Origin of the sequence: Hymenobacter setariae (assembly GCF_007713685.1) — a bacterium.
In the GTDB taxonomy this organism is placed as follows: Bacteria; Bacteroidota; Bacteroidia; order Cytophagales; family Hymenobacteraceae; genus Hymenobacter; species Hymenobacter setariae.
The window spans coordinates 400,846-421,761 of the sequence record NZ_VMRJ01000004.1 but is presented as its reverse complement, the minus strand read 5'-3'; the positions used below and the strand labels follow the sequence as shown (position 1 = coordinate 421,761).

The window sequence follows — 20,916 nt, the reverse complement described above, 5'->3', positions numbered from 1 at the left end:
ATGGGCATTCTTCCGCACTGAGTGGGTGCCGCAACCCTTAAAAAACATTATTAGTGCGGTACTAGGAGTGCTCGTGTGCTTGTGGGGTGGGTACTATTATCTGAAGCAGCAGAAGCAGAAGCAGCAAGTAGCGCCCTATCCACGCTGGCCATCCGTACGGCTTACGGTGCACCAGGCAGGCTTACTGCCTTACCCGTTAGGCCGAGGGAGCATTGAAAAGGTCCGCTCTGATTCGGTGCCCCACTTGGTGGTGTCAGGCGACATGCCCAACGGGCAGCGCTTGCGGGCCCGTCTTAGGATGAGTCCCCACGTTGCCTCTGCTACTGCAGCTTGAGGTGGTCGAGTAAAAACAGACAGTGGCAAGTCTTAACCTTCCACTGCTCATGCCCGACAAAACACTTCCGAGCGGTTCGCCGCTGACCCGCAAGAAATACACGCCAGCTTTCAAAGCCGAGTGCGTACGTCAGGTGGCCGCTGGGGCGCGGCAGACAGATATGGCCCGCGCCCAGGCTTTGCTTGGCCGCTGGCAGCGCCAAGCGTTAGCTGAAGCTGTACCTAGTAGTGCAGAGCGCGAAGAGATTAAACGTCTGCGTGCCGAGCTCAAACGCGTAGAGTAGGAGTGTGATATTTTAAAAAGCCGTGACCATCTTTGCACAGCCGCCTCAGCCATGACTCGTTATCAGTTTATTGAGCAGGTGGCGACTACCGAACCTGTGCAGATGCTCTGCTGCGTGTTGGAGGTTAGTGCGGCAGGCTATTATCTCAGTAGCGGAGCCGGGCTGCGCGCTTGGGAGCCAGCGGCCACCGCTGCTTTTTCACACCATGCCCAGCGCTATGGCACCCGGCGGTTGCGGGCAGAATTACGCGCCGAAGGATACGCCATTGGGCGCTATTGCGCACCTGGCTGCGTCGCCGCGGCTTACGTGCACTCAGCACGCGGCCACAGCGCCCCCGTACCACCCTAGCCGACCCCGCGGCAGTGAGTCTGTGTTTTGACGCAAATGCAAGATGTCATTCCAAGCCTGAAAACGAAAGTCACGGCCTATGCCCGTCAGTTGTATGCCTAGTACATAGCGGGCGAGCTAAGCTGGCCCCAAGTACGCCAGGCTCTTGATGCAGCTACTGCCTTGACCTGAAGCAAGCAGCTAAAGTTCGGCACTGGTTACCCAGACCAGTGACTGGCACTAAGCGAAAAGCCATCGGCCTTAATTGGTCGGGGGCTTTTCGCTAGGTCATGTGATTAACAGGACCAAAACTACTTTAGGGACTTGCTGCGCAGCTCTTGACCCAAGAGGTTAGCTTCTTTAGGATAAAGTACGCAATCAGACATTCCTGCAAACGGTAGCACCTGTTTTCCAACGCACACCGGTTGAGTTGTGGGAGCACCTACCAGTAGTAAGAGCCTAAGGAATTTGACTTTACCTACGTCTGCGGCGAGAGGCCTTTGTACCAATCCAGCAATTCTTGCGCCGTCAACTGAAAGCCATCCGCTTGGCGGTAGTAGACGGGTAAAGCAACGGCTACTCTTGCACGCGTGGCGAAAAGTACATCATCCATGACAAGGAGCTATAGCTTTTGAAAGGCGTCGAGCAACGTTAGCAAGTGTGGCTCAACCACTGGGAGTTGAGGCAATACTAGATTATGCCCGCGAGCCTCCAGGTAGCCGATAAGCCAATAGAAGTCAGCGGGTGCTACCTGTGTGAACGCCATGCGCCAGTCGGCAAACCATCGCAGGGGAGTCGCCCGGTTGCTCAATGCCTGTACCCGATAGTGACGGGTATCCTGCCGAATTTTGGCAAATAAGGCGCGCACCTCGGCTGCGGGCCCTTCTAAGACCTGGACGAAATGCCCATCACTGCTGTAGCAGAGTAGTCCCGTCAGGTTATGCGCTTCGTTCCAGGCGCGGGACTGCTCGAGCAAGTCAGTGAGTTGCCCTTTCGTAAAGAGACGCACTGCTTTGCTGCGGTAGAGTACGTGGTGGATTTGCGTGTCTAGGTGTTGCAAAACTTGGTCGAGCGTGAGCGTACCCTTAGCATAGCACTCCAGCAGTTCCCACTCATACTGCTCGGGGGCGAGGTGCGTTTCGGCCGTCAAGGCAACAGCCCAGGCAATAGCTCGCCGGCGTTTTGCTTCTGTTTCGGGTTCTTTCATACCCTTTGCTTACGCAAATGACCTGGGTATAAACATCAGAAAATCAACCATATTATAATGTAAACACACTTATTTATAGGGGATGAACTACGTAGTTTATACCGTTTGCTGAACAGAAAATTGCTAGCTTATAGCGCCTAGCCTTCCGTTAAAAACGGAATGTCTCCAGCTGAGTAAGCCGGGGCATTTTTGTTGCCTGCATCGCTGTATAGCATTGAGCTAGCGCAGCGAATAAATAGGAAATGACCTTAGGGCTACGTGTGTTTTCATAGCTCGGAAATGCTCATTTATCGGGTGGGGCTTTTTTATAGCTCCTCTGGCAGCTGCCCTCCCTGTGTATACCTCTCCAACGGAGCGCTATTCTTAAAGCTGCGCAGCACCGCAGCTTGCTCCCGCCTATCATTGATGCCTACCTCCACGAAGAACCCGCGGCTTTCATCAACTAGGTGGTGGAGGTTGGCGCCACTTTCGTCATCCCAGCGCTGAGCTAGATAGGTACCATGATATAGCACGCAGCACAACTGAGCGACGGGCGAGAAATAACGGAAGGCGTAGAAGTTCATGATAATAAACTACTTGACAGTTATAAAGAACTGAATACGGAGTTATAAAAAGCTGAATATGGAGTCCCTTTTACCGTATTTATACGACCCCAGTTTCTAGTATTTTTACTAGAGGAGCGCGCGAGCTTACGATGGAAATTTGCGCATGAATGATGAGCAACGTAGCAGGCGGCGAGAGTTGGTGGGATGGGCGATTCGGCTGACAATGAATACCGCACTTGCCCCCAGCTGGTACGAGCGCCAACTGCTAGCTAAGTTTGTGCAGGGAGGTCTAACCATCGACCAGGTCCTTGCGATTCTAGCGAACGCAGAATCTACACAAGCCCATAAATAGGTATCAGGACGGGGCTAGGTTACTGTCGTCAGTTACCGACCTGAGCAGCAGCAGCGGTCCGTGTGTATAGCTAATGAAAATGCAGGAAGCTCCCTCAAGTGCTCTTATTAAGCTGCTGCGGATTGCAAGTACGGTAGCACTTACTGCCTCGTTACTAGGTCTTTGCTACTGGGCTGACTTACTGCCCTGTCTGCAATTTGCTCCTGAACGGACGGCATTGCCTCGGTAGAGAGTCGACGTAAAGCGGCAAGCGGGAGACGACGGCCAGAAGCAAAGCAAAGCCTGAGTAGCTAGCTACTCCTGCGCTTACTGCATTAATTGCAGGAGCATTTGGTCAAGCGTGAGGGTGCCTCGCACAAACTCGTCGAGCAACATCCGTGCGTAAGGTCTTGAGTTTAGGGGTGTGTCCGCTGCTGCACTAATAGCCTCCGCCACAAGATTCTTTCCTCTTCAGCCGAGGGGAGTACGGAGGTGGTCAAATGCAGGCGCTCGTGATACTAATCAAGGTAGTCGGCGACGCTGGTCTGCGCGTCAGCTAGGTCGGTAAAAAGGGGCCGTTCGCTCAGTTCGAGCACCTCCGTTTTAAGGCGTGACCAAGGGCTCTCAGCCTGCGTGCGTGGGCTTCGCGAGCGCAGAGCTTAGTGGTCGTGGAGCAGCTTGCGGTGCACCTTGCCGCAGTATCGACTGTTTCGGTCGGAGTGGACAAGTAAGCCCAATGTGGGCGGCTGGGTCCAAAAATTGAACTGTAAATCATTGATTATTAGCCTATGTTTCATGGCTGCTAGGATGTGCCAGCCCACCACCTGATTGCTAACCATAGCTTGGGACGTACACAAATAAGCCTTGCTGCCGTTGGCCAGTGGCAGATAGGTGATATCACTGACCCAGACCTGATTCGCTTGCCTAGTCGGTTCGGGGCGCAGTTCCCCCTAGTGCGGGTACCAACGCTGCTCCAGCACACAAATGACCCGGCCGTGCCTGAAGTGGTTAGTACGTCTCTACTGGCGCATCTACCTAGCACGCCCCTAGTTACGCTGGCCATAACCGGCTACTTACCGCACCTAAGGGCCCCGGGTGACGTCGTGACAGCCACCCAGTGCTTTCTAGCTCTCACTACACCTAGAGCTAATGATTATTTATGACCAATTACTTGATTTATTAAATCGTGTATTATCGCATAGTAAACCCCGTTGGACCGGCTTCCCTTAGTTCCCGCGCCACCAGCACCCGGCTGCTTTCGAGCGATAAGTGGCCGGGCAAACCGAGCGGCCCGTGTAGCCCCACGAAAAGGGAGGCCAGAGAGGTTGCCTGTGGTACCTTAGGATATTCTTAGTAGCTACTATGCTTTCCACCCCTACCAGCTTGCCGGCTGACCTCCCCGCCAGCCCCGAGCTGCTGCACGCGCTGCTCGCCGTGTCGCTGACGGGGATTATTCTGTTTCGCCCCGTGTACGCAGCCGGTGAAGGCCGTGAACTCGTGGACTTGGCCTACGTGCAGCTCAACCCGGCGGCGCAGCGCATGCTCCGCCTGCCCGTCCGCCCCGTCGAGACGTTTCGCACCTTGTACCCTAACGCACTGGAAACAGGCATCTTCGCCTTCTACCGCGACACGTTCCTCTCGGGCCAACCGGGGCAGTATGAAGTGAACTACTCCTACGACGGGCTGGACAATTTTTTCCTGCTCTCGGCCCAGCGCAGCGGCGAGCTGCTGTTGGTGAGCTTCTCCGATACGGCCGAGCAACAGTCCGTGGCGGCCGAGGCCCTGCGCAAAAGCCAAGCCCGCGAGCAGGCCGCCCGCGCCGAGGCCGAAGCCGAGCGCCAACGCTTATACCAGGTATTGATGCGCATGCCGGCCAATATTGCGCTGCTGCGGGGCCCCGAGCATATCTACGACCTCGTCAACGCCGAGTACGAGCGGCTATTTCCGGCTCGCATTCCCCTAGGTCGTCCGTTGCGCGAAGTCATTCCCGAGCTCGAAGGCCAGGGCTTCTACGAACTCTTCGACCGCGTATATGAGACGGGAGAGCCCTTTTACGAGGCAGAAACCGAAGCGTGGGCTGACTTTGCCGGCACCGGCGAGCCGCAACGCCGCTACTACCACACCTCCTTCGAACCCATCCGCAACGCCCAGGGCGAGGTCACCGAAATACTCAATTTCGCGGTGGACGTGACGGCCCAGGTGGAGGCGCGCCAGCAAGTCGAGCAGCTTCACCTCGTGGCGCAAGCTGCCCGCGCCGAAGCCGAGGTGCAGCGCAGTGAGTTACAGCGCGTCTTTGCTCAAGCGCCCATTGCCCTAGCCCGAGTTCGGGGCCCCGAGTTCGTGGTGGAATTTGCTAATGCCCGCATGGCGCAGATTTGGGGCCGCCCCCTCGACCAGATTGTGGGCCGCCCGCACTTCGAGGCCCTGCCCGACCTAGCGGGCCAGGGTTTTGAAGCCGTGTTTGCGGGCGTGTATGAGACGGGGGAGCCGTATTATTTCCGGGAACTGCTTGTCACCATCGAGCAGGCCCAGCAGTCCTACCAGGGCTACTTCAACATCACCTATCAGCCCGCTTATGACGAGGGAGGGCGCATTTCGGGCCTGATAGCCTCGGCAATTGAAGTGACCGACCAGGTGCAGGCCCGGCAGCAGGTGCAGCAGCTCAACGAGGAGCTAGCGGCCATTAACGAAGAGTTGCGCGCCAGCAATGAGGAGTACTTGGCGACCAACACGGCGCTGGCCGAAGCCCAGCAGCAATTGCAGCAGCTTAACCAAGAGCTGGAAGCGCGCGTGGCCGAGCGCACCCAGGCGGCCCTGGCCTTGCAAGCCGACATGCTGGCCGCCGCCCAGCAGCAGGCCGCCGAGCGCGAAGCCTTTCAGGAAGTGTTTGCGCAAGCGCCCGCCGCCGTGGCCCTGCTGCGAAACCCTGGGCATCGCTTCGAGTATGTCAACCCCACCTATCAACAGCTTTTCCCAGGTCGCACTTTGGTGGGCCTCGACTATGCCACGGCGCTGCCCGAGGCTGTCGCACAGGGATTTTTGGCGCTGCTAGACCAGGTGTACCAGACCGGCGGAACGTTCTTCGGCAACGAGATGCCGTTTACGCCGACGCCGGCCGCGGGCCAGGCACCGCGTACAAGCTATTACAACTTCACCTTCCAGGCCTACCGCGAGGCCGGGCAGGTGGCGGGCATCTCCATCTTTGCCTTCGATGCCACCGAGCAGGTGCTGGCCCGGCAAGAGCGCGAAGCCCAGCAGCGCCAACTCTACACGGTGTTTGAGCAGGCTCCTATTGGCATCGCCATTCAGGCGGGCCCCGACCTGGTATACGAATTTCATAACCCTGGCTACCTGTGGATGGTGCCCGACCGGAAGCTGGTAGGAAAGCCTTTTTTTGACGTGTTTCCCGAAATGGCCGGCACCCATGTGGAAACCCTGCTCCGGCACGTGTACGAGACGGGCGAAACGCAGCAGGAGCACGAACTGCTCGTGCCTGTGGCCCGCGCCGATGGCAGTGCCGAGTTGGAGGACCGCTACTTCACCATCGTGTACCAGGCCCGGCGCGACGAGCAAGGCCACATCAACGGCATTCTAGCGTTTGTGATGGAAGTAACCGAGCAGGTATGGGCCCGCCAGCAGGTGCAGTCCCTGAATGAGGAGCTAGCGGTCATCAATGAAGAATTGAGGGCCACCAACGAGGAACTGAACGATAGCAACCGCCAGCTCACGCGCACCAACGTGGACCTCGACACCTTTGTGTACACCGCCAGCCACGACCTGAAAGCGCCGATTACCAACATCGAAAGCATTGCCTTAGCCCTGCGCGATACGCTGCCCGCCGAGGTGCAGCAGGACCAGCTAGTGGCCCAATTGCTGGGCTTATTTGACACCACCATAGCGCGCTTCCGGTTCACCATCGGCCAGCTCACCGATATCTCCCGCCTGCAACTGGCCCACACCGGGCCCGCCGAGTCGGTTAACTTAGCGACGGTCGTCGAGCATGTGCGCCTGGACCTGATGCCCGTTATCGCCGCGGCGGCCACGCACCTCACGGTCGAGGTGGCCCCCGACTTAGTGGTGTTGTTCTCGCCGGCCAACCTGCGTAGCATCGTCTATAATCTGCTCAGCAACGCCATCAAGTACCGCGCCCCAGACCGACCTTCGCAGGTGCGGGTACGCGCCGAGCAAACGGCGTCCGGGGTGGTGCTTACCGTGCAGGACAGTGGGCTCGGCATGAGCGCGTTGCAACAGCGCCAGCTCTTTGGGCTGTTTCAGCGCCTGCACACCCACGTCGAGGGCACCGGCGTAGGTCTCTACATTACCAAGCGCCTGGTGGAGAATGCGGGGGGCACCATCGCCGTGGAAAGCCAGCCAAACGTGGGCACCACCTTTACCGTTACCTTTCCCAGCTAAGCACTCGCTCCCCTTTTTCGCCTCCTGTATGCCGCCTCTAACGAGCGTGTTGCTGGTCGATGACGACCCCACCACCAATTTTCTCAACAAGCTGTTGCTCCAGCGCATGGGCGTGGCCGAGCAAATACTCGTGGCCGAAAATGGTGAGCAAGCCCTGCGCACGCTCGACCAGGCGTGTCACGACACCGACCCAACCTGCCCCCGGCTCATCTTGCTCGATATGAATATGCCCGTGCTCAACGGCCTGGCCTTTTTGGAAGCGTACGTGCAAATGCCGCTGGCGCAGCAGTCAGCAACTGTCATTATTATGCTCACGACTTCGCTGCACCCCATCGACTTGGCGCGGGCTCAGGAGCTACCCATTGCCGGTTTTCTCAACAAGCCCTTGACTAAGGAAAAAGTGACGGACTTGTTAGCCCAGCATTTTGCGCGCTAGTTCCTCCTGCTGCCCGATAGCAACCGGCGTTTCACCAGCCCTGCCTGGTAAGCCGGTTCTTTGGTTATTTAGCTATTACTAGGTCCATCAGATGCCTAAAAGCGGGTTAAACCAAGCTCTTTCGGAGTCTTTCTAGCCTAGTACGTTTCCCTTTCTTTATGTCAGCTACCGGCCCTAGCGCTCCCCTTGCCCAGCAGTTGCGTGCGCTGGAAACGGTTCCCGATTCGTACATCGTCGTCTCGCCCGAGCTGGTAATTCTCGCGGCTAGTAACGCCTACCTGGCCGACACCCTGAAACAGCGCGATAAGTTGGTGGGGCGCTACCTGTTCGACGCTTTTCCCGGTAACCCGGACGCGCCCTACGCCAATGCCGTGCGCAACTGGCGCAACTCCCTATAGCAGGTCATGGCCACGGGCCAGCCCCACCAGATGGCGCCGCAACACTATGATGTACTCGACCCCGAGCGGCCGGGACACTTCGTAGAGCGCCACTGGCTGCCGCTGAATACGCCGGTGTTCGACGCGCAGGGCCAGCTGCACTATATTATCCATAGCTCGGTCAACGTCACGCAGCAGGTGCAGGCGCAGCGGGCCCTCAGGCAGGCACAGGGCCGGGAGCAGGAGGCCTTACTCGCCGCTGAGTAGGAACGGCAGCGGCTCAGTCAGCTCGTGCTGCAAGCACCGGCCGCCATGTGCCTATTTCAGGGCCCCACGCTCATCTATGAGCTCGTCAACCCTAGCTACCAGCAGCTATTTGCGGACCGAGCGCTGCTGGGTAAGCCCCTGTTAGAAGCGCATTCCGAGCTTCAGGACAGCACCGTGTGGGCGCCCGGGCGCCATGATTTGCTTGGTATCGAGCGTGGGGGGCCGCTACGGGGTGCCCAACTGGTCGGTGTACAGCGCACCAAGTTTGCGGTAGTCGGCTTTCACGACGCGCTACGCAAGGAACTGGGAGAGGAAGGCATCCGCGTCACGATGCTGGAGCTGGGGGCGACGCGCACGGAGTTCGGCGCCAATGTCGCGGACGCGATGGCGCAGCGCTGGGCACAGTTGGATGCAATGGCCGGGGAAGATGTGGCGCAGGCCCTGGTCTACGCTTTTGCCCAGCCGGCGCGCGTGCTAGTCGAGGAAATTCTGCTCCGCCCCGTCAAGCAGACTGCGCCCTGAATCAGAACTAATGCAGGAGGCCAGCAGAGGGTCCCGAAAGGCATACAACCCTGCTACTCCAACTGAACAAGCTACCGTCCGCTTTGCAGTAGGGACTGACGCTGAGCTGTTCTTTCTGAGCCCTCATTACTTCTTGCCAGCTAGCGGCCTGGTGCTTCCAGGGAAGTTATTAGCCGCTAGCGGCCTGGTGCATGCCCTTTGCAAGCAGGTCTGTTACGGCCGCTTGCCTGCTCGCTCTATTGCTGCTGCCAGCTAGACTAGCGCTCACGCCACTAGTTTAGCTAGGCAGGTAGTTGCGCGACAGCTAGCGCTAGGTGCACGCGGCTGCTGACGCGGCTAAACATTGCCTCTTCGGCGGGCAGCCCGCTATAGTCCCCAACAAAGACCAAATAGCTATGCTAAGTGAGGAGTACGGATAAGTTGTTAAGTGGTCGCATAACAGCAGCTAGCCCACGTTGGGTAACTCATCAGGAATGGGGCATTAGGTAAAGGCTAGAACCTACCAACTGCTACCCACGCGGCCTACTTAAAAATCCAAATCTGCTAGTGTCACAGGACTTTCAAAAAAGGCAGTTAGAAAAGCGACCCCAAAAGAGTTAATATTGAAGGCATAGACAGTGTAAGGTAAACCTTCAGCCTGTCTATTTCTACTAAACCACCTCAGATTAGCCCACCAGCGCTGAGGCACTACCCCTGGCCTGAAATTGCAGGTCGCCACTCAGAGCTTCGTGCTCAACAATGGAATCATATATCACGCGGGCCTGCGTACCTGTTAGCTCTGCTTTGCTGAAGAATACGGCTGCCACGGTTGGCTGATGGTTTTGCTTAAAGTGCTCGCCCAGCTGCTGCAACAATAGCTTGGTTTCCTCCAATCCTCGCATTGACTGATACAGTAAGCTTTCAACAGATTGAGTAACCTCGCCTAGCAAGGCGTTTATAGAGTAGGCATGCCCAGTATGGCAGCGATACCGGATGATGTGTCCCTCAACCAATTGCGTAAGCGCTCCGTGGCAGTCGGGGCACGTAAACGATGTGGGTTGGCCGTGGTCAATAATCCCCAGCTCGAAGGCATTGCCTCGCTTGGCAATCGTTAGCTCCAGCTGCAGCAACTCCAGTTCGGTTTTGGCAATGAGCTGCTTGGCGGGAGCTGGTTCCGCAGTCAGGCGCGTGAGCAGCGGCCCTAAGGAGGCAATGGATACAATATAGTCGACAGCCACGGCTTCTAGCGCGTTCGCAGGCATAGCCGGAAACTGCGCTTCCTGCGGGTCTTGCACAATAGTGAGCCCACCTAGCCGCTGCACCGACCACAGCCCCGAAGTGCCGTCGTCGAGATACCCCGTTAGTACCACACCAATCACGCGGGGACCATACGTGTAAGCAGCCGAGCGAAAGAGCGCGTCGATAGATGGACGAAAGCGGTTTTCTTTAGGCCCGCGCGTCACGAGCACCCGCTTGCCTTCCAGCAGCAGGTGGTGGTTGGGAGGTGCTACGTAGATGACACCAGGCTGAGCCAGCTCCCCATTCTCCGCGTGCTTGGCTGGCAGCGCCGACACCGCCGCCAAGAGCTGCGGTAGAATGCTAGGCGAGTCGGCCGCCACGTGTTGTACTACAAAAATGGGGGCTGGAAAATCGACGGGCAGCGCCTTGACTAGCTCTACTAAGGCCGTAACGCCGCCTGCCGAAGCGCCAATAACTACAATATCCCGTTGGCGTCGTCGAGAGGAAGGGTTAGAAGACAAAGCCATATTGCGCATTTGCTAAAGAGTTAACTGCGTCGCTACTAGGGTGCCTCAATAGTGCACACTAGAACCGAAGCCTCTTTACTAGCCAGCGTACTGCTGGCCAAATGAAAAATATTGCTCTGTAGCCAAGAAAGGGTATCACGCGGCAAAGGCGCGAATAGCGGCCAACGTTTCTAGCGGCGCGCTCAAGTGTGGGCAGTGGCCGGAGGTGCTGAGCGTGACAAGCTCGCCCTGGGGTAAATGCTGAAGAAAGTAGGCGCCCACTTCGGCGGGGCCGGCTACATCGTCGGTGCATTGCACTACCAGGGTGCGCAGCTGCAGTTGGTTTACATCGGCGCGGTTGTCAGAAAGAAAAGCGACTTGGGCAAACTGCCGGGCGATGGTTGAATCCGTTTCGCAGAAGAAATTGGTCAATTCCTCACCTAGGGAGGCCATATTGGTTGGACCCATCAGCAAATCGGCAAAAGCGATAGTCCAGCCTTGATAATCGTTTTCCATCGACGCAAGCACCTGTAGCATATCGGCCCGCTCGAAGCCGCCGTAGTAACCTGGCTCATTGAGATAGTAAGGAGAGGGTGCCAGCAGTATCACTTTGGCAAAATGCTGTGGGGCCTGGATAGCCGCCAGCATGCCAATGGTAGCCCCCACCGAGTGGCCCACTAAGATGGCCTCGCGCAGGTCGAGGGCCTGGCAAATTTCGACTACGTCCTGCGCGTAGTCTGCCAGCGTCGCATACTTCTGAGGAGAATAGGCACTCAAATCGGATTCGCCCGACCCCACGTAGTCGAAGACAATAACTTGATAATGCGCGACTAATGCGGTGGTGAGGTGCTGCCAGATACGCTGGCTGCACCCAAAGCCGTTGCAGAGTAGCATAGGTATGCCCTGCCCCATAACGCGAACGCTGTGCCGCTGGAGCACACGGCGGCGCTGTGCTTCGTTCATGAGAGGGGCAGCCGTAGTAGTAGGATAGGTTGGCGTGACAGGAAGATGAGTAGAATAAGAAAAGCTCGTCATTTAATAGTAAGTCAATGTTAAATAGTAGTCTAGTAAGAATAAGTGGTAAGCTATTGCTGCATTATAGACTAGCTTAATCGCTCTACTAGCTTCTGGGGTCAGCTACTGTGCGAGGCCTCACTGTCCGTCCGCGGCACCGCCTATGCCGAGTTCTTCGCCTCGGCTAGCGTGCGCAATACCTGCTGCACTACCGGCACTATCCGGATAAGCTGCGCCTATATCACCTTCTACTCACTGCCAAATGGGGCACTGGCCCGTAGCTCCTCGCTGGCGTCGTAGGCCTTAGTAGTCAACTTATGCGACAGGCGCGCATCGGTTAGGTGCTGCTGGAATATGTGGCGCGCCCCCAGGAAGGCCAGCCGGTCAAACGCCAAGTCGCTGGGCCAGCTGCCATTGGCTCGCCGCACGTGCGCCAGGCAGCTAGTTTAAGGCGCATTTTCATTAAGGTTTGCGTACGGCTTGGCTTAGCCGCGCCAGTGGATTTATAGGTCGCTGACAGGCGCGCAACCACTCCTGGGCGCTGGCTACGTCATCAAACAGTTGCAACTCCAGCACATTGGTAATAGGAACCGAGCAGGTGAGCGTCAGGATGTCGCTGTGCGTGTCGGCCTGCACCACGTGAGCGATGTAGCGCAGGCCTAGTTGAACAGCCTGCGGCAGCCAAACCCGGTCGAGCCACTCAATAGAGTCAAACCAAGGTCCGCGCAAATTGGTGTTGTCATTGAGCAGATAAAGGGTATGGAAGGGCCCCACCTGCGCCAAATAATCCATAGCGCCGCTCATAGCGTCGTCGGAGGTAATATAGCCCGACCAAACGGCGCGCAGCCACCCATCAGTCTGCTCTAAGCTAAGCGTACATTGCCCTCCGGTGCGAAAAGATAACGAGTTTAGAAGCATCAGGAACAAGGGCAATAAGTAAAACCTGCTCTTGTCCACAAATTTCTTTTTGCTCTTGCGAAAGCACAATGTGGTGGATACGGCTTTTGCGTACCGTATAAATACTAGATTATGCGGGGGCCTACGGCCGTCGGGCTAGCTCGTATTCGCTCGCCGTCGCACTGGCGGCGATGGCGATAGCCTGCCCCCGTGCAGCGCGCAACGGGTGAAACGTGAAGGTAACCGGTTCTCCTGCCGCCTCGCCCAACCTAGGCGGCAGGGGCACTACGGCAGCTGTCCCTGTGCCGCTTATCTCATCGAGCAAAGTCCGCAAGCCTTGGCCTTGAAGCTCGGGCAATACCTCGAACAGCGGCTGGTGTAGCACCTGCGCCGAAGTGCACCCCCAAAGCGCTAGCAGGCTGGGGTTGCACACTTGCACTACGTAGTCGGCCCCCACCAGCAGGCCGAGGGCCAACGGTGCTTGCTCCAGCAGTTGGGCCAAGAGGGTAGCTTGCGTTTCTGCATAAACCTGGGCGGCGTGGGCGGCGCGGGTTAGCTCCGTCACGTAGTCGGCCAGGCCAGCGTTGGAGGCTGCTAGCTCTTCCGTGGCGTGGTACATGCGTTGGCGAGCCAGCACTTGCTCGGTCACGTCGTGGCTCGTTACCAGAATGCCTGCCAAGCAGCCTGGGCCTTCGTAGTAAGGCTGAAAAGACACGTCGAAGTAGCCCAGCACCGCCGGCCCGCCGGGCGGCCTGTTGCTGATGGGCGCTTCTCGCCACGTCACGGCCTGCTGTGTTTGCCAAACGGTGGCGTAGGCGACCTCGTAGCCCTGGCCGCGCAAGTGGGGCAGCGCTTCAAAAAAAGGCTTGCCCCGCACGTGGTCCAGTGAGTAGCCCCAGCTAGCAGCGGCGGGCAAGTTGACCAAATCGAGCGCGTGCATCGGGCCGCGCAGCAAGTACATTGCCACGGGCATGTGCGCCAGCAGCTCCTGCAACTGCTGGTAGACAGCAGCATCCTTTGCCTCTGCTAGCCGCGCTGCTGGCTGATAGAGGCTAGTTAGCCTAGGCGTATAGGGTGAGGTAGCAGGCATGGCAGGAGCGGACGGGAGAACTGAATAAGTTGACTTCATAGGCGTTGGCAGGGCGGATTAGCGGACGGACCAAGGTTGAGAAGCGGTGACCTACTCGCTTTTGAGCGACTGGCTACAGTAAGGTAAGAGATGCAGGCTAAGCTGCCAGGCGCGGCAGGCGCTGAGTGCGCGTGCGCAACAAGGCCATCACCTCGCTTTCGGTACGCTGGGGGTGCGCCAGCTCCACAAAGTGTCGGGCCAGCAGGTCGTAGCGCCGGCCCATGAGGTAGCAGAAAATGTGCAGGAAGTGGATGCCCTCGAACACAATAGCCTCGTTGCTGGCGTACTGCGCCAGGTTTTGGCGAAAATGGGCAGGGTGGTCGGTCCAGTGCAGGGCAGGCTTGAGGTGGTGGCTGATATGGTAGCCGTCGTTCCAGCACTTGTGGTTGTAGCGGGTATTGATGCACGTCACGCTGTTGGTGTAGCAATTCCCGGGGCTTTCCGGGGCGATGAAGGCGTGCTGGGCCCAGTTGCCCAGCATCATCACGACTCGCGCGAGCACTAGCGGGGCCACTAGCACTACTAGCGTGGCCGGCAAGTTCACCAGACCTAAGGCCAAGATTGCCCCTAGGTATACCAATTCGCCCCGTAGTAGGCGGCGGCGCAGTGTAGTCTTGTGGCGGTGCGTGAAATACCCTACCAGGCGCACCACGCCCAGCACCAAAAAGTCGCCTAGGTAGCGCAGGAAGCCGACCCACGAGTCGCGCTGGTAAAACATGGTCGAGCTGGTATCATCCGGCAGGTTATTCTCCGGGTGGTGCATGCCCATGTGGTGGGTAAAGTAGGACTCGGGCGTTTGCCCAAATAGCGGCCCAATCACCCACGGAATGTAGTGATTCAGCCAAGCGTATTTTTTCTTGAATAGCACCCGGTGGGTGGTGCAATGCAGCATGAGCCCAAAGGGGCCTTTAAAGCGCAGCGTGCCCAGCAGCGTGTAGCCACCGGCCACGGCCCACCACGCGGGGCCGTGCAGCGCCGGTACAAAAAGCAGTATAGCCAGCGGCAACATCGTGCTTGATAACTGCAACAGCAGATAGACGAAAGGCATATCGCGCTCGTCTTGCACGTAGCGGCTCAGCCAGCAGTGCAGGCGCGAAGGCGCGACTAGCTGGTGATACTGCGGGTCGGTTAGGTCAGGTAAAAGCCTCATAGCTTGCTTTCAGTCAACCAAGAGGAAAAAGGTACTGAGCCCTAGCTTATGCAGGCAGCGCCGCAACACAGGGCTCGCATTGCGCAGCTGGATGCTGGCCCCACTTTGGCGCAGCACCAGTAACTGCGACACCAGAAAGCAGATACCTAGGGTGCGCTGGCAAGCGAGCGTGCCACAGTCGACTAGCAGCTGCGCGTGCGGCTGCGCCAGAATGCGTACCAGATGGGCCGCATCTACTTCGGCCAGGTTCACTGGCAGCAGCCCCAAGGCTGGCCCAGCCGATGGGTGATAAAGAGGAACTAACACGAGATAGTGGGGTAAGAATGGAGGGACACGTATCCGTTTGCGTGGCTTGGCGCTGGTGTAGCAATCCAGTAGTAAGCAAACTCTGTATTCAAATAGTGATACGCCGCCGAAAAAAGCCTTTCGAGCAGCTACACAAAGAAACAGGTCACAAAATCCTCTCTATCACGCTGAAATACGGGTTTTATCCGTGGCGAATGCGCGATTTTTACCTCGTATTTATTTGCTGGTTACCTCCGTATACGTGGAAATACCTAGGCGCATGGTTGGCTAGCCAACCATGCGCCTAGGTATCCTTTTCTTGCCTGCTTACTGCTGTAGCCAGCCCTGCTCCATGGCGTACTTCACCAGGGCCGGCGTGTTGAGAGCCCCGGTTTTCTCCAGCAAGCTCTGGCGGTGCGATTCGACCGTGCGCTTGCTGGTAAAGAGCTTATCCGCAATTTGTTGGTTGGTCAGGCCCGTGGCTACTAGTTGCAGTATTTCGCGTTCGCGGGAAGTCGGGCGGGAATGGTCTTTCGTAGTAGTTGAGGAACCTTCTGCTTCAATGGCTAACAGCTTTTCGAGCACGCTCAGGCCGATTTCGGAGCACAGAAAGCGCTTGCCCGACGCTACCGCCTGAATGCCGGTGATGATTTCAGTCTTGTCCGCATTTTTGAGGACATAGCCGTGGGCCCCGGCCAACAATAGCTCGTTGATGGTGTGCTCCTGGGTCATCATCGACAGTATCAGGATGCGCAGCTGCGGGTACTGCTTGTGCAGCGCATGGGTGGTGGCTAGGCCATCCAGCAGGGGCATATTTAAATCCATTAGCACCACATCGGTGGGCACGGTAGGCAGCTGGGCTAGCAGGTCATGGCCGTTGGCGGCTTCGCCTACTACGTGCAGCCGTGGCTCGGCCGTTAGCACCGACCGCAGGCCATCGCGCACGATGGCGTGGTCATCAACCAGAAAAACACGAATCATAAGGGGCGGGAAAAGAGGTTGCCGCGGGCAATGAGGCGTGTCGTGCTCCGGCTGACTACTGAATTAGAATTAAAAGGTACTGTGGCTATCTAGCAAGTAGCCTGGCATTTACCTCGCCAGGCAAAAGCACTACGCTAGCTAATGGGGGCAATTGGAATCTGGATAGTTACCTGGGTGCCCATTCCAGTATCGGGAATATGGAGGGAAAAAGTTCCATTCAACAGTTCTACCCGGTCCTGAATAGTACGCAGGCCGATACCCGTTAGCTTGTCTGGCCGCGAGCTGATTCCCTTACCATTATCGCGCACTTTCAGCGTTATTTCGTTATCCTCCTCTATCAGCAGGATATCGGCACTGGTGGCTTCCGCGTGTTTTGTCACGTTCGTCAGCAGCTCCTGGCAGATGCGGTACACGGCTACTTCTAGGTAAGACTCTAGTCGGGTCTCTAAGCCAATTATCTCGCATTTTATCCGAATGCGCGTCTTACTGTATTGTTTGCATAAGCCTTGAATGGATTTAGCCAACCCCACTTCGTCGAGGGTAGCCGGCACCAGCTCGTGCGATACCCGGCGGGTTTCCTGGATGGCTTCGTCCAGCAGCTGATTGGCCCCCTTAAAAACCTCCGCCGGCACCAGTGCCTCCACCCGGTCGAAGTTGAGCTTAGTGGCAAACAGCAGCTGGCCTACCCCGTTGTGCAGCGACTCGGCAATGCGCCGGCGCTCCTCTTCCTGGGCATTCAGGATGCCCAGCAGCAAGGCTTTTTGCTGACTGAGCCGCATTTGCAGATTTTCCTCTTCCAGATGCTTTACTTCCGACACGTCTAGGTCGAGGCCGAGCACCTTCACGGGCTGGCCGTGGTCGTTGCGCAGCACCACCGATTTGATGTGCACCGTGCGGACCTGGCCATTTACCTGCAGGCGCAGCGTGTCGTCTAGGGGTTCATGCTCTTCCCAGGCTCTTTGCATCAACTTCTTCGCCAAGGCCTTATCGGCGGCAATGACATGACCTAGGTAAGTTTCTGAATTTGCCGCGCTGCCAACTGGCAGTCCCAGCAGCCGATACATGCCGGTGCTCCACGTCAGTTTGCCGCTCGCAATGTCGTACTCCCAACTGCCCATTTGGGCTACTTCTTCGGCTTGCTGCAATTGGGTCAGGTGCTTTTGCAGAGTTTCGGTGCTCTCGTTTAGCTGCGCGGTGCGCTCCTGCACCTGCTGCTCTAGGTTCACCGACGATTGCTCGAGCGCTTGAATGGCCCGGTGCCGCTCCACAAAGTCGGCGGCCGTCCAGGCCAGCAAATCGAGCAGTTTCAGCTGGTGCTCGGTGGGGCGGTGCGGCTGGCCAAACTGGTTGCTTAACACGCCCACCAGGCCGCTGCGGCGGGTAATGAGGGGCGTAGATTGGGTGGCCCGAATGCCTTCGGCCAGCGCTACTTCCCGGTCGGCGGTGCCCAGCAGGGGCGGGTAGGTTTCGACGTCTTCAATCAGGAGCCGGGTGCGGTCGGGGCGGGCCGGGTCGCAAAGGGACTGAACCTCTGCGTGCAGAAACTGCTGAAGAAATGGACTGCCTTCCTCGTAGCCTTGGCATGCATATATTTCCAGGTGCTGGCCATCCGCGCTGACCAGCTGAATGCAGCCCCGGTCCGTGTTGGTTATGTCGCAGGCCAGGGCTATTAGTTCTTCCAGCGCCAATTTTAGGTTGGTTTCGGTGGCTAGCTTGGCGTGCAGGTCGTGCAGGCGTTGCATGCCCGCCAGGTCGGTAGCTACGGCTTCTTCGGCTTGCTTGCGGGCGCTCATATCAATGGCATACTCGGCCAGCGTGCCATCGCCTAGGTCGGCGGACACAAACATCAGCCAGATGCGCGAGCCGTCCTTGCGGAAATACTCTTTCTCGTAGGGGCCGCCCCGGCCGGTCTGCTGCACTTGCGCCAGCACCCGCCGGCTGGCCTCCTGGTGCTCGGGCGGGGTAAAGTCGAGCCACGTAAACTGCCGCGCCTCAATCTCTTGGCGGGTGTAGCCGGCCATTTCCAAAAAGGCGTCGTTAGCTTGCAGCAGCCGGTCGTTGTAATCGAACGTGAGGATGCCCAAGCTGGGCACGTTGACCATGCGCTGCAAGCGCTGCTCGCTGGTGCGCACTATTTCCTCAGCCTGCTTGCGGTCGGTAATGTCAAAGAGCGTGACGACCACCCCGCTAATGCGGTCTTCGAGCGTGCGGTAGGGCAGCACCCGCATCAGGAAGGTGCGGTGGTCGGTGGTTTTCACTTCCCGCTCTACGAGCGTGAGCTTGTCGAGCACGGTTTCGGCATCGCGCAGCAAGTCGTCGTATTCCAGCCGGTGGGTAATGTCCGAGATGGGGCGGCCGTGGTCCGACGGTATCAGGTTGAAAAGCTGCTGGGCCGCCGGCGTATACAGCCGGATGCAAAAGGCGCGGTCGAGGAAGATAGTAGCCACCCCGGCCGAGTTAATTAGATTTTGGAGATTGTTGCTGGTCACGCTCATCTCCTCGATTTTTACCTTCAACTCCTGGTTTACCGTGCGCAGCTCTTCGTTGATGGATTGCAGCTCTTCCTTGCTGGTTTCCAGCTCTTCAGCCGCCGAGCGTAGCTCTTCGTTCACGGCCTGAAACTCCTCGTTCGAGGCCCGAAGTTCGGCCGCCTGGTACTCGTACTGCTCGGCCGAGTAGCGCAGGCGGGTTTTCACCTGGATAAGCTCGGCTTCTAGCTGCCGGGCAATGGGCTCGTCGGATAGGCGCACCACTTGCTCGGCGGGCGGCGCTTGCTCATTCAAGTCAAAAATCACGAGCAGGAACCCTTTGGCGGCATCGCCTTCCTGCGTGACTGGGTTCACCCGGATAGTCAGCGACTGGGGTTCCCCGTTCTTATTCCACTGGATATGTTGGGTTTCAATGGCAGTTTGTAGCTGCACGGCTTGGTGCAGCGCCGAGCGCAGCTCTAGCCGCAGCTCGGGCCTGATTAGCTTAAGCAGGTTCTTGGTCGGCTCGCCCCCGGAAAACTCCAGAAAGCCGCCTACCTTCTCTGACATGTGCAGGATGTCGTATTCCTCATTCACCACCAGGGAGGGGGGCGCATACTGCTCCAGCAGCTTCTGGTGCAGGTCGCCGAGCGAGAGGCGGTTAGGCTGCTGTTCAGCTTCGGCTAGTTTTAGCTGCGCCGCCTGCCGGGGTGGAAAGGCCGGGGTAGGCTTAGGAATTGGGTAGTAGGGCCGGGATACTTCGCGGGTCCGGTAGAAGTGGTTTTCGCGGCTGAAGGTGGCAAACAGGTTGCTGGCGCCATCCACCGATTCGGAAGTACCTAGGAAAAGAAAACCGGCCGGTTTCAGCGCAAAGTGAAACGTTTCCATCACTCGCTCCTGGGCCGTCGAGTTCAGGTAAATCAGCACGTTGCGGCAGGTCACCAGGTCGAGGCGCGAGAAAGGCGGGTCTTTCAGAAAGTTGTGGTTGGCAAACAACACCAGCTCGCGCAGTTCGCGCTGCACGCGGTAGCTATCGCCCTCTTTGGTGAAGAACCGCAGCAGCCGCTCGGGCGACACATCGGCGGCATCGTTGAGCGTGTACAGCCCTTCGCGGGCGGTAGCAATGGCTGCTTCGTCGATGTCGGTGGCAAATATCTGTACCTTGGGCGCGTCCAACAGCCCCGCCGTTCGTTCGGCTACCAGCATGGCCACGGAGTAGGCTTCTTCGCCCGTAGCGCACCCCGCCACCCAGATTCGCACCACGTCATCCGCCTTTTTGGCCTGAAAGAGGGCGGGCAAAATATCTTGCTCCAACGCCTGAAACGGCTTTTTATCTCGAAAGAAATTGGTAACCGAAATCAGCAGGTCCTTCAGCAGCGCGTGGCTTTCCTCGGTGTTTTGCTGCAAAAAAGCGGCGTAGCTCGGCAGGTCGGGCAAGCTGCGCACGTTAATGCGGCGCTCAATCCGGCGCAGCAGCGTCGCCTGCTTGTAGTTAGAAAAATCGTGGCCCGTGCGCTGGCGCAGCAAGGTAAATATCTCGCGCAGGGCCTGCTGTTGCTGTTCGGGTCGGTTTTCGCTTTGCACCGGTATCGCCACCGTGCCCAGGCTATGGTAATAGGCTACGATGCGGCCGGGTATTTCGGCCACCGGCAATACTTCATCCACCAGCTCGGTGGCGATGGCGTTGCGGGGCATTTCGTTAAATTCCGCTTCCCTAGGGTTTTGCACATACGCCACGCCCCCGCGTTCCTTCACTCGCTTGAGCCCCATCGAGCCGTTGGCCCCCGTGCCCGACAGCACCACGCACACCGCCCGAGAGCCGTAGCAATCGGCCAGGGTCCGGAAAAAAATATCGACCGGCGCCCGCCGTTCCTCCATGTACAAATTGACGGAAGGCACAATAAAGCCGTCTTCCATCACCAAGTGATGGTTGGGCGACACCACGTAAATGTGCCTAGGTTCTAGCACAGCCTTCTCGGTTACCTGAGTCACGGGCAGGTCAGTCACTGCCTGCAACACCTGCGCGAGCTGGCTGTCGTGGTCGGGCGATAGGTGCAGAATAACGACGTAAGCCACCAGCGCGTCTTCGGGCACGTGCCCGAAAAATTCTTGCAAGGCCTGCACGCCACCGGCCGAGGCCCCCAGGCCTACAATGAGAAAGCCCGGCGGCTGGTCGGCCATAAAATCGGTAGATTCAATCGTTTCCATAGAGGTCTTTCGTTACGC

Annotated in this window: 20 protein-coding genes; 7 read left to right on the top strand and 13 right to left on the bottom strand. The window is 57.9% G+C overall.

The annotated features are described in order from the left end of the window. Window positions 1–383: 383 nt before the first annotated feature. Together FNT36_RS16670 and FNT36_RS16665 are read left to right on the top strand one after the other, a co-directional pair. A complete protein-coding gene (locus FNT36_RS16670; protein ID WP_144849999.1) occupies window positions 384–617 on the top strand; it encodes a transposase in 234 nt (77 codons plus the stop codon). Window positions 618–668: 51 nt separating this feature from the next. After that, window positions 669–965, top strand: coding sequence for a transposase (locus FNT36_RS16665; protein WP_144849998.1), 297 nt, complete (start codon window positions 669–671; stop codon window positions 963–965). Between the two features lie 457 nt (window positions 966–1,422). Here the strand turns inward: FNT36_RS16665 and FNT36_RS25830 are convergent, their stop codons facing one another. The 4 genes from FNT36_RS25830 to FNT36_RS26000 all read right to left on the bottom strand — a co-directional run bounded on the left by FNT36_RS25830 (window position 1,423) and on the right by FNT36_RS26000 (window position 3,971). Continuing rightward, complete coding sequence (locus tag FNT36_RS25830) at window positions 1,423–1,557, bottom strand: hypothetical protein (protein WP_262712174.1); 135 nt, start codon at window positions 1,555–1,557, stop codon at window positions 1,423–1,425. A gap of 9 nt (window positions 1,558–1,566) precedes the next feature. Beyond that, complete coding sequence (locus FNT36_RS16660) at window positions 1,567–2,151, bottom strand: BLUF domain-containing protein (protein ID WP_144849997.1); 585 nt, start codon at window positions 2,149–2,151, stop codon at window positions 1,567–1,569. Between the two features lie 305 nt (window positions 2,152–2,456). Further along, entirely contained in the window at window positions 2,457–2,714 is a 258-nt protein-coding gene (locus tag FNT36_RS16655; protein ID WP_144849995.1) for a hypothetical protein, read from the bottom strand. Window positions 2,715–3,686: 972 nt separating this feature from the next. Further along, entirely contained in the window at window positions 3,687–3,971 is a 285-nt protein-coding gene (locus FNT36_RS26000; RefSeq protein WP_144850776.1) for a DDE-type integrase/transposase/recombinase, read from the bottom strand. A gap of 418 nt (window positions 3,972–4,389) precedes the next feature. Between FNT36_RS26000 and FNT36_RS16645 the strand changes: the two genes are divergently transcribed. The 5 genes from FNT36_RS16645 (at window position 4,390) to FNT36_RS16625 (ending at window position 9,042) form a co-directional block, all read left to right on the top strand. Further along, window positions 4,390–7,440, top strand: a complete 3,051-nt coding sequence (locus tag FNT36_RS16645; protein WP_144849994.1) for a PAS domain-containing protein — start codon at window positions 4,390–4,392, stop codon at window positions 7,438–7,440. Between the two features lie 28 nt (window positions 7,441–7,468). Then, on the top strand, window positions 7,469–7,876 hold the full coding sequence (locus FNT36_RS16640; RefSeq protein WP_144849992.1) for a response regulator: 408 nt from the start codon (window positions 7,469–7,471) through the stop codon (window positions 7,874–7,876). Window positions 7,877–8,034: 158 nt separating this feature from the next. Beyond that, window positions 8,035–8,274 carry a PAS domain-containing protein gene (locus FNT36_RS16635; RefSeq protein ID WP_144849990.1) on the top strand — a complete coding sequence of 80 codons (240 nt, stop codon included), beginning with the start codon at window positions 8,035–8,037 and terminating at the stop codon, window positions 8,272–8,274. 6 nt (window positions 8,275–8,280) lie between these two features. Continuing rightward, window positions 8,281–8,520, top strand: a complete 240-nt coding sequence (locus FNT36_RS16630; protein WP_144849988.1) for a hypothetical protein — start codon at window positions 8,281–8,283, stop codon at window positions 8,518–8,520. 24 nt (window positions 8,521–8,544) lie between these two features. After that, the gene (locus FNT36_RS16625; protein WP_233635993.1) at window positions 8,545–9,042 is read left to right on the top strand and encodes an SDR family oxidoreductase; all 498 of its coding nucleotides are present in this window, start codon (window positions 8,545–8,547) and stop codon (window positions 9,040–9,042) included. Window positions 9,043–9,707: 665 nt separating this feature from the next. Here the strand turns inward: FNT36_RS16625 and FNT36_RS16620 are convergent. The 9 genes from FNT36_RS16620 to FNT36_RS16580 form a co-directional block, all read right to left on the bottom strand. Then, the gene (locus FNT36_RS16620) at window positions 9,708–10,787 is read right to left on the bottom strand and encodes a chemotaxis protein CheB (RefSeq protein ID WP_144849986.1); all 1,080 of its coding nucleotides are present in this window, start codon (window positions 10,785–10,787) and stop codon (window positions 9,708–9,710) included. Window positions 10,788–10,922: 135 nt separating this feature from the next. Next, window positions 10,923–11,660, bottom strand: coding sequence for an alpha/beta fold hydrolase (locus FNT36_RS16615; protein ID WP_233635992.1), 738 nt, complete (start codon window positions 11,658–11,660; stop codon window positions 10,923–10,925). Window positions 11,661–12,028: 368 nt separating this feature from the next. Next, the gene (locus tag FNT36_RS16610) at window positions 12,029–12,208 is read right to left on the bottom strand and encodes a hypothetical protein (protein WP_144849982.1); all 180 of its coding nucleotides are present in this window, start codon (window positions 12,206–12,208) and stop codon (window positions 12,029–12,031) included. Between the two features lie 34 nt (window positions 12,209–12,242). Next, window positions 12,243–12,584 (bottom strand): hypothetical protein, encoded by a 342-nt coding sequence (locus tag FNT36_RS16605; RefSeq protein ID WP_233635991.1) that lies wholly within the window; start codon window positions 12,582–12,584, stop codon window positions 12,243–12,245. A gap of 235 nt (window positions 12,585–12,819) precedes the next feature. After that, window positions 12,820–13,767 carry a PAS domain-containing protein gene (locus FNT36_RS16600; protein WP_233635990.1) on the bottom strand — a complete coding sequence of 316 codons (948 nt, stop codon included), beginning with the start codon at window positions 13,765–13,767 and terminating at the stop codon, window positions 12,820–12,822. Between the two features lie 136 nt (window positions 13,768–13,903). Next, window positions 13,904–14,956, bottom strand: a complete 1,053-nt coding sequence (locus tag FNT36_RS16595) for a fatty acid desaturase family protein (RefSeq protein WP_144849976.1) — start codon at window positions 14,954–14,956, stop codon at window positions 13,904–13,906. A gap of 9 nt (window positions 14,957–14,965) precedes the next feature. Then, window positions 14,966–15,262 carry a hypothetical protein gene (locus FNT36_RS16590; protein WP_144849974.1) on the bottom strand — a complete coding sequence of 99 codons (297 nt, stop codon included), beginning with the start codon at window positions 15,260–15,262 and terminating at the stop codon, window positions 14,966–14,968. A gap of 306 nt (window positions 15,263–15,568) precedes the next feature. Beyond that, window positions 15,569–16,222 carry a response regulator gene (locus FNT36_RS16585; RefSeq protein ID WP_144849972.1) on the bottom strand — a complete coding sequence of 218 codons (654 nt, stop codon included), beginning with the start codon at window positions 16,220–16,222 and terminating at the stop codon, window positions 15,569–15,571. 134 nt (window positions 16,223–16,356) lie between these two features. Beyond that, window positions 16,357–20,898: a CheR family methyltransferase gene (locus FNT36_RS16580; protein WP_144849970.1), complete on the bottom strand. Its 4,542-nt coding sequence runs from the start codon at window positions 20,896–20,898 to the stop codon at window positions 16,357–16,359. Window positions 20,899–20,916 lie beyond the last annotated feature (18 nt).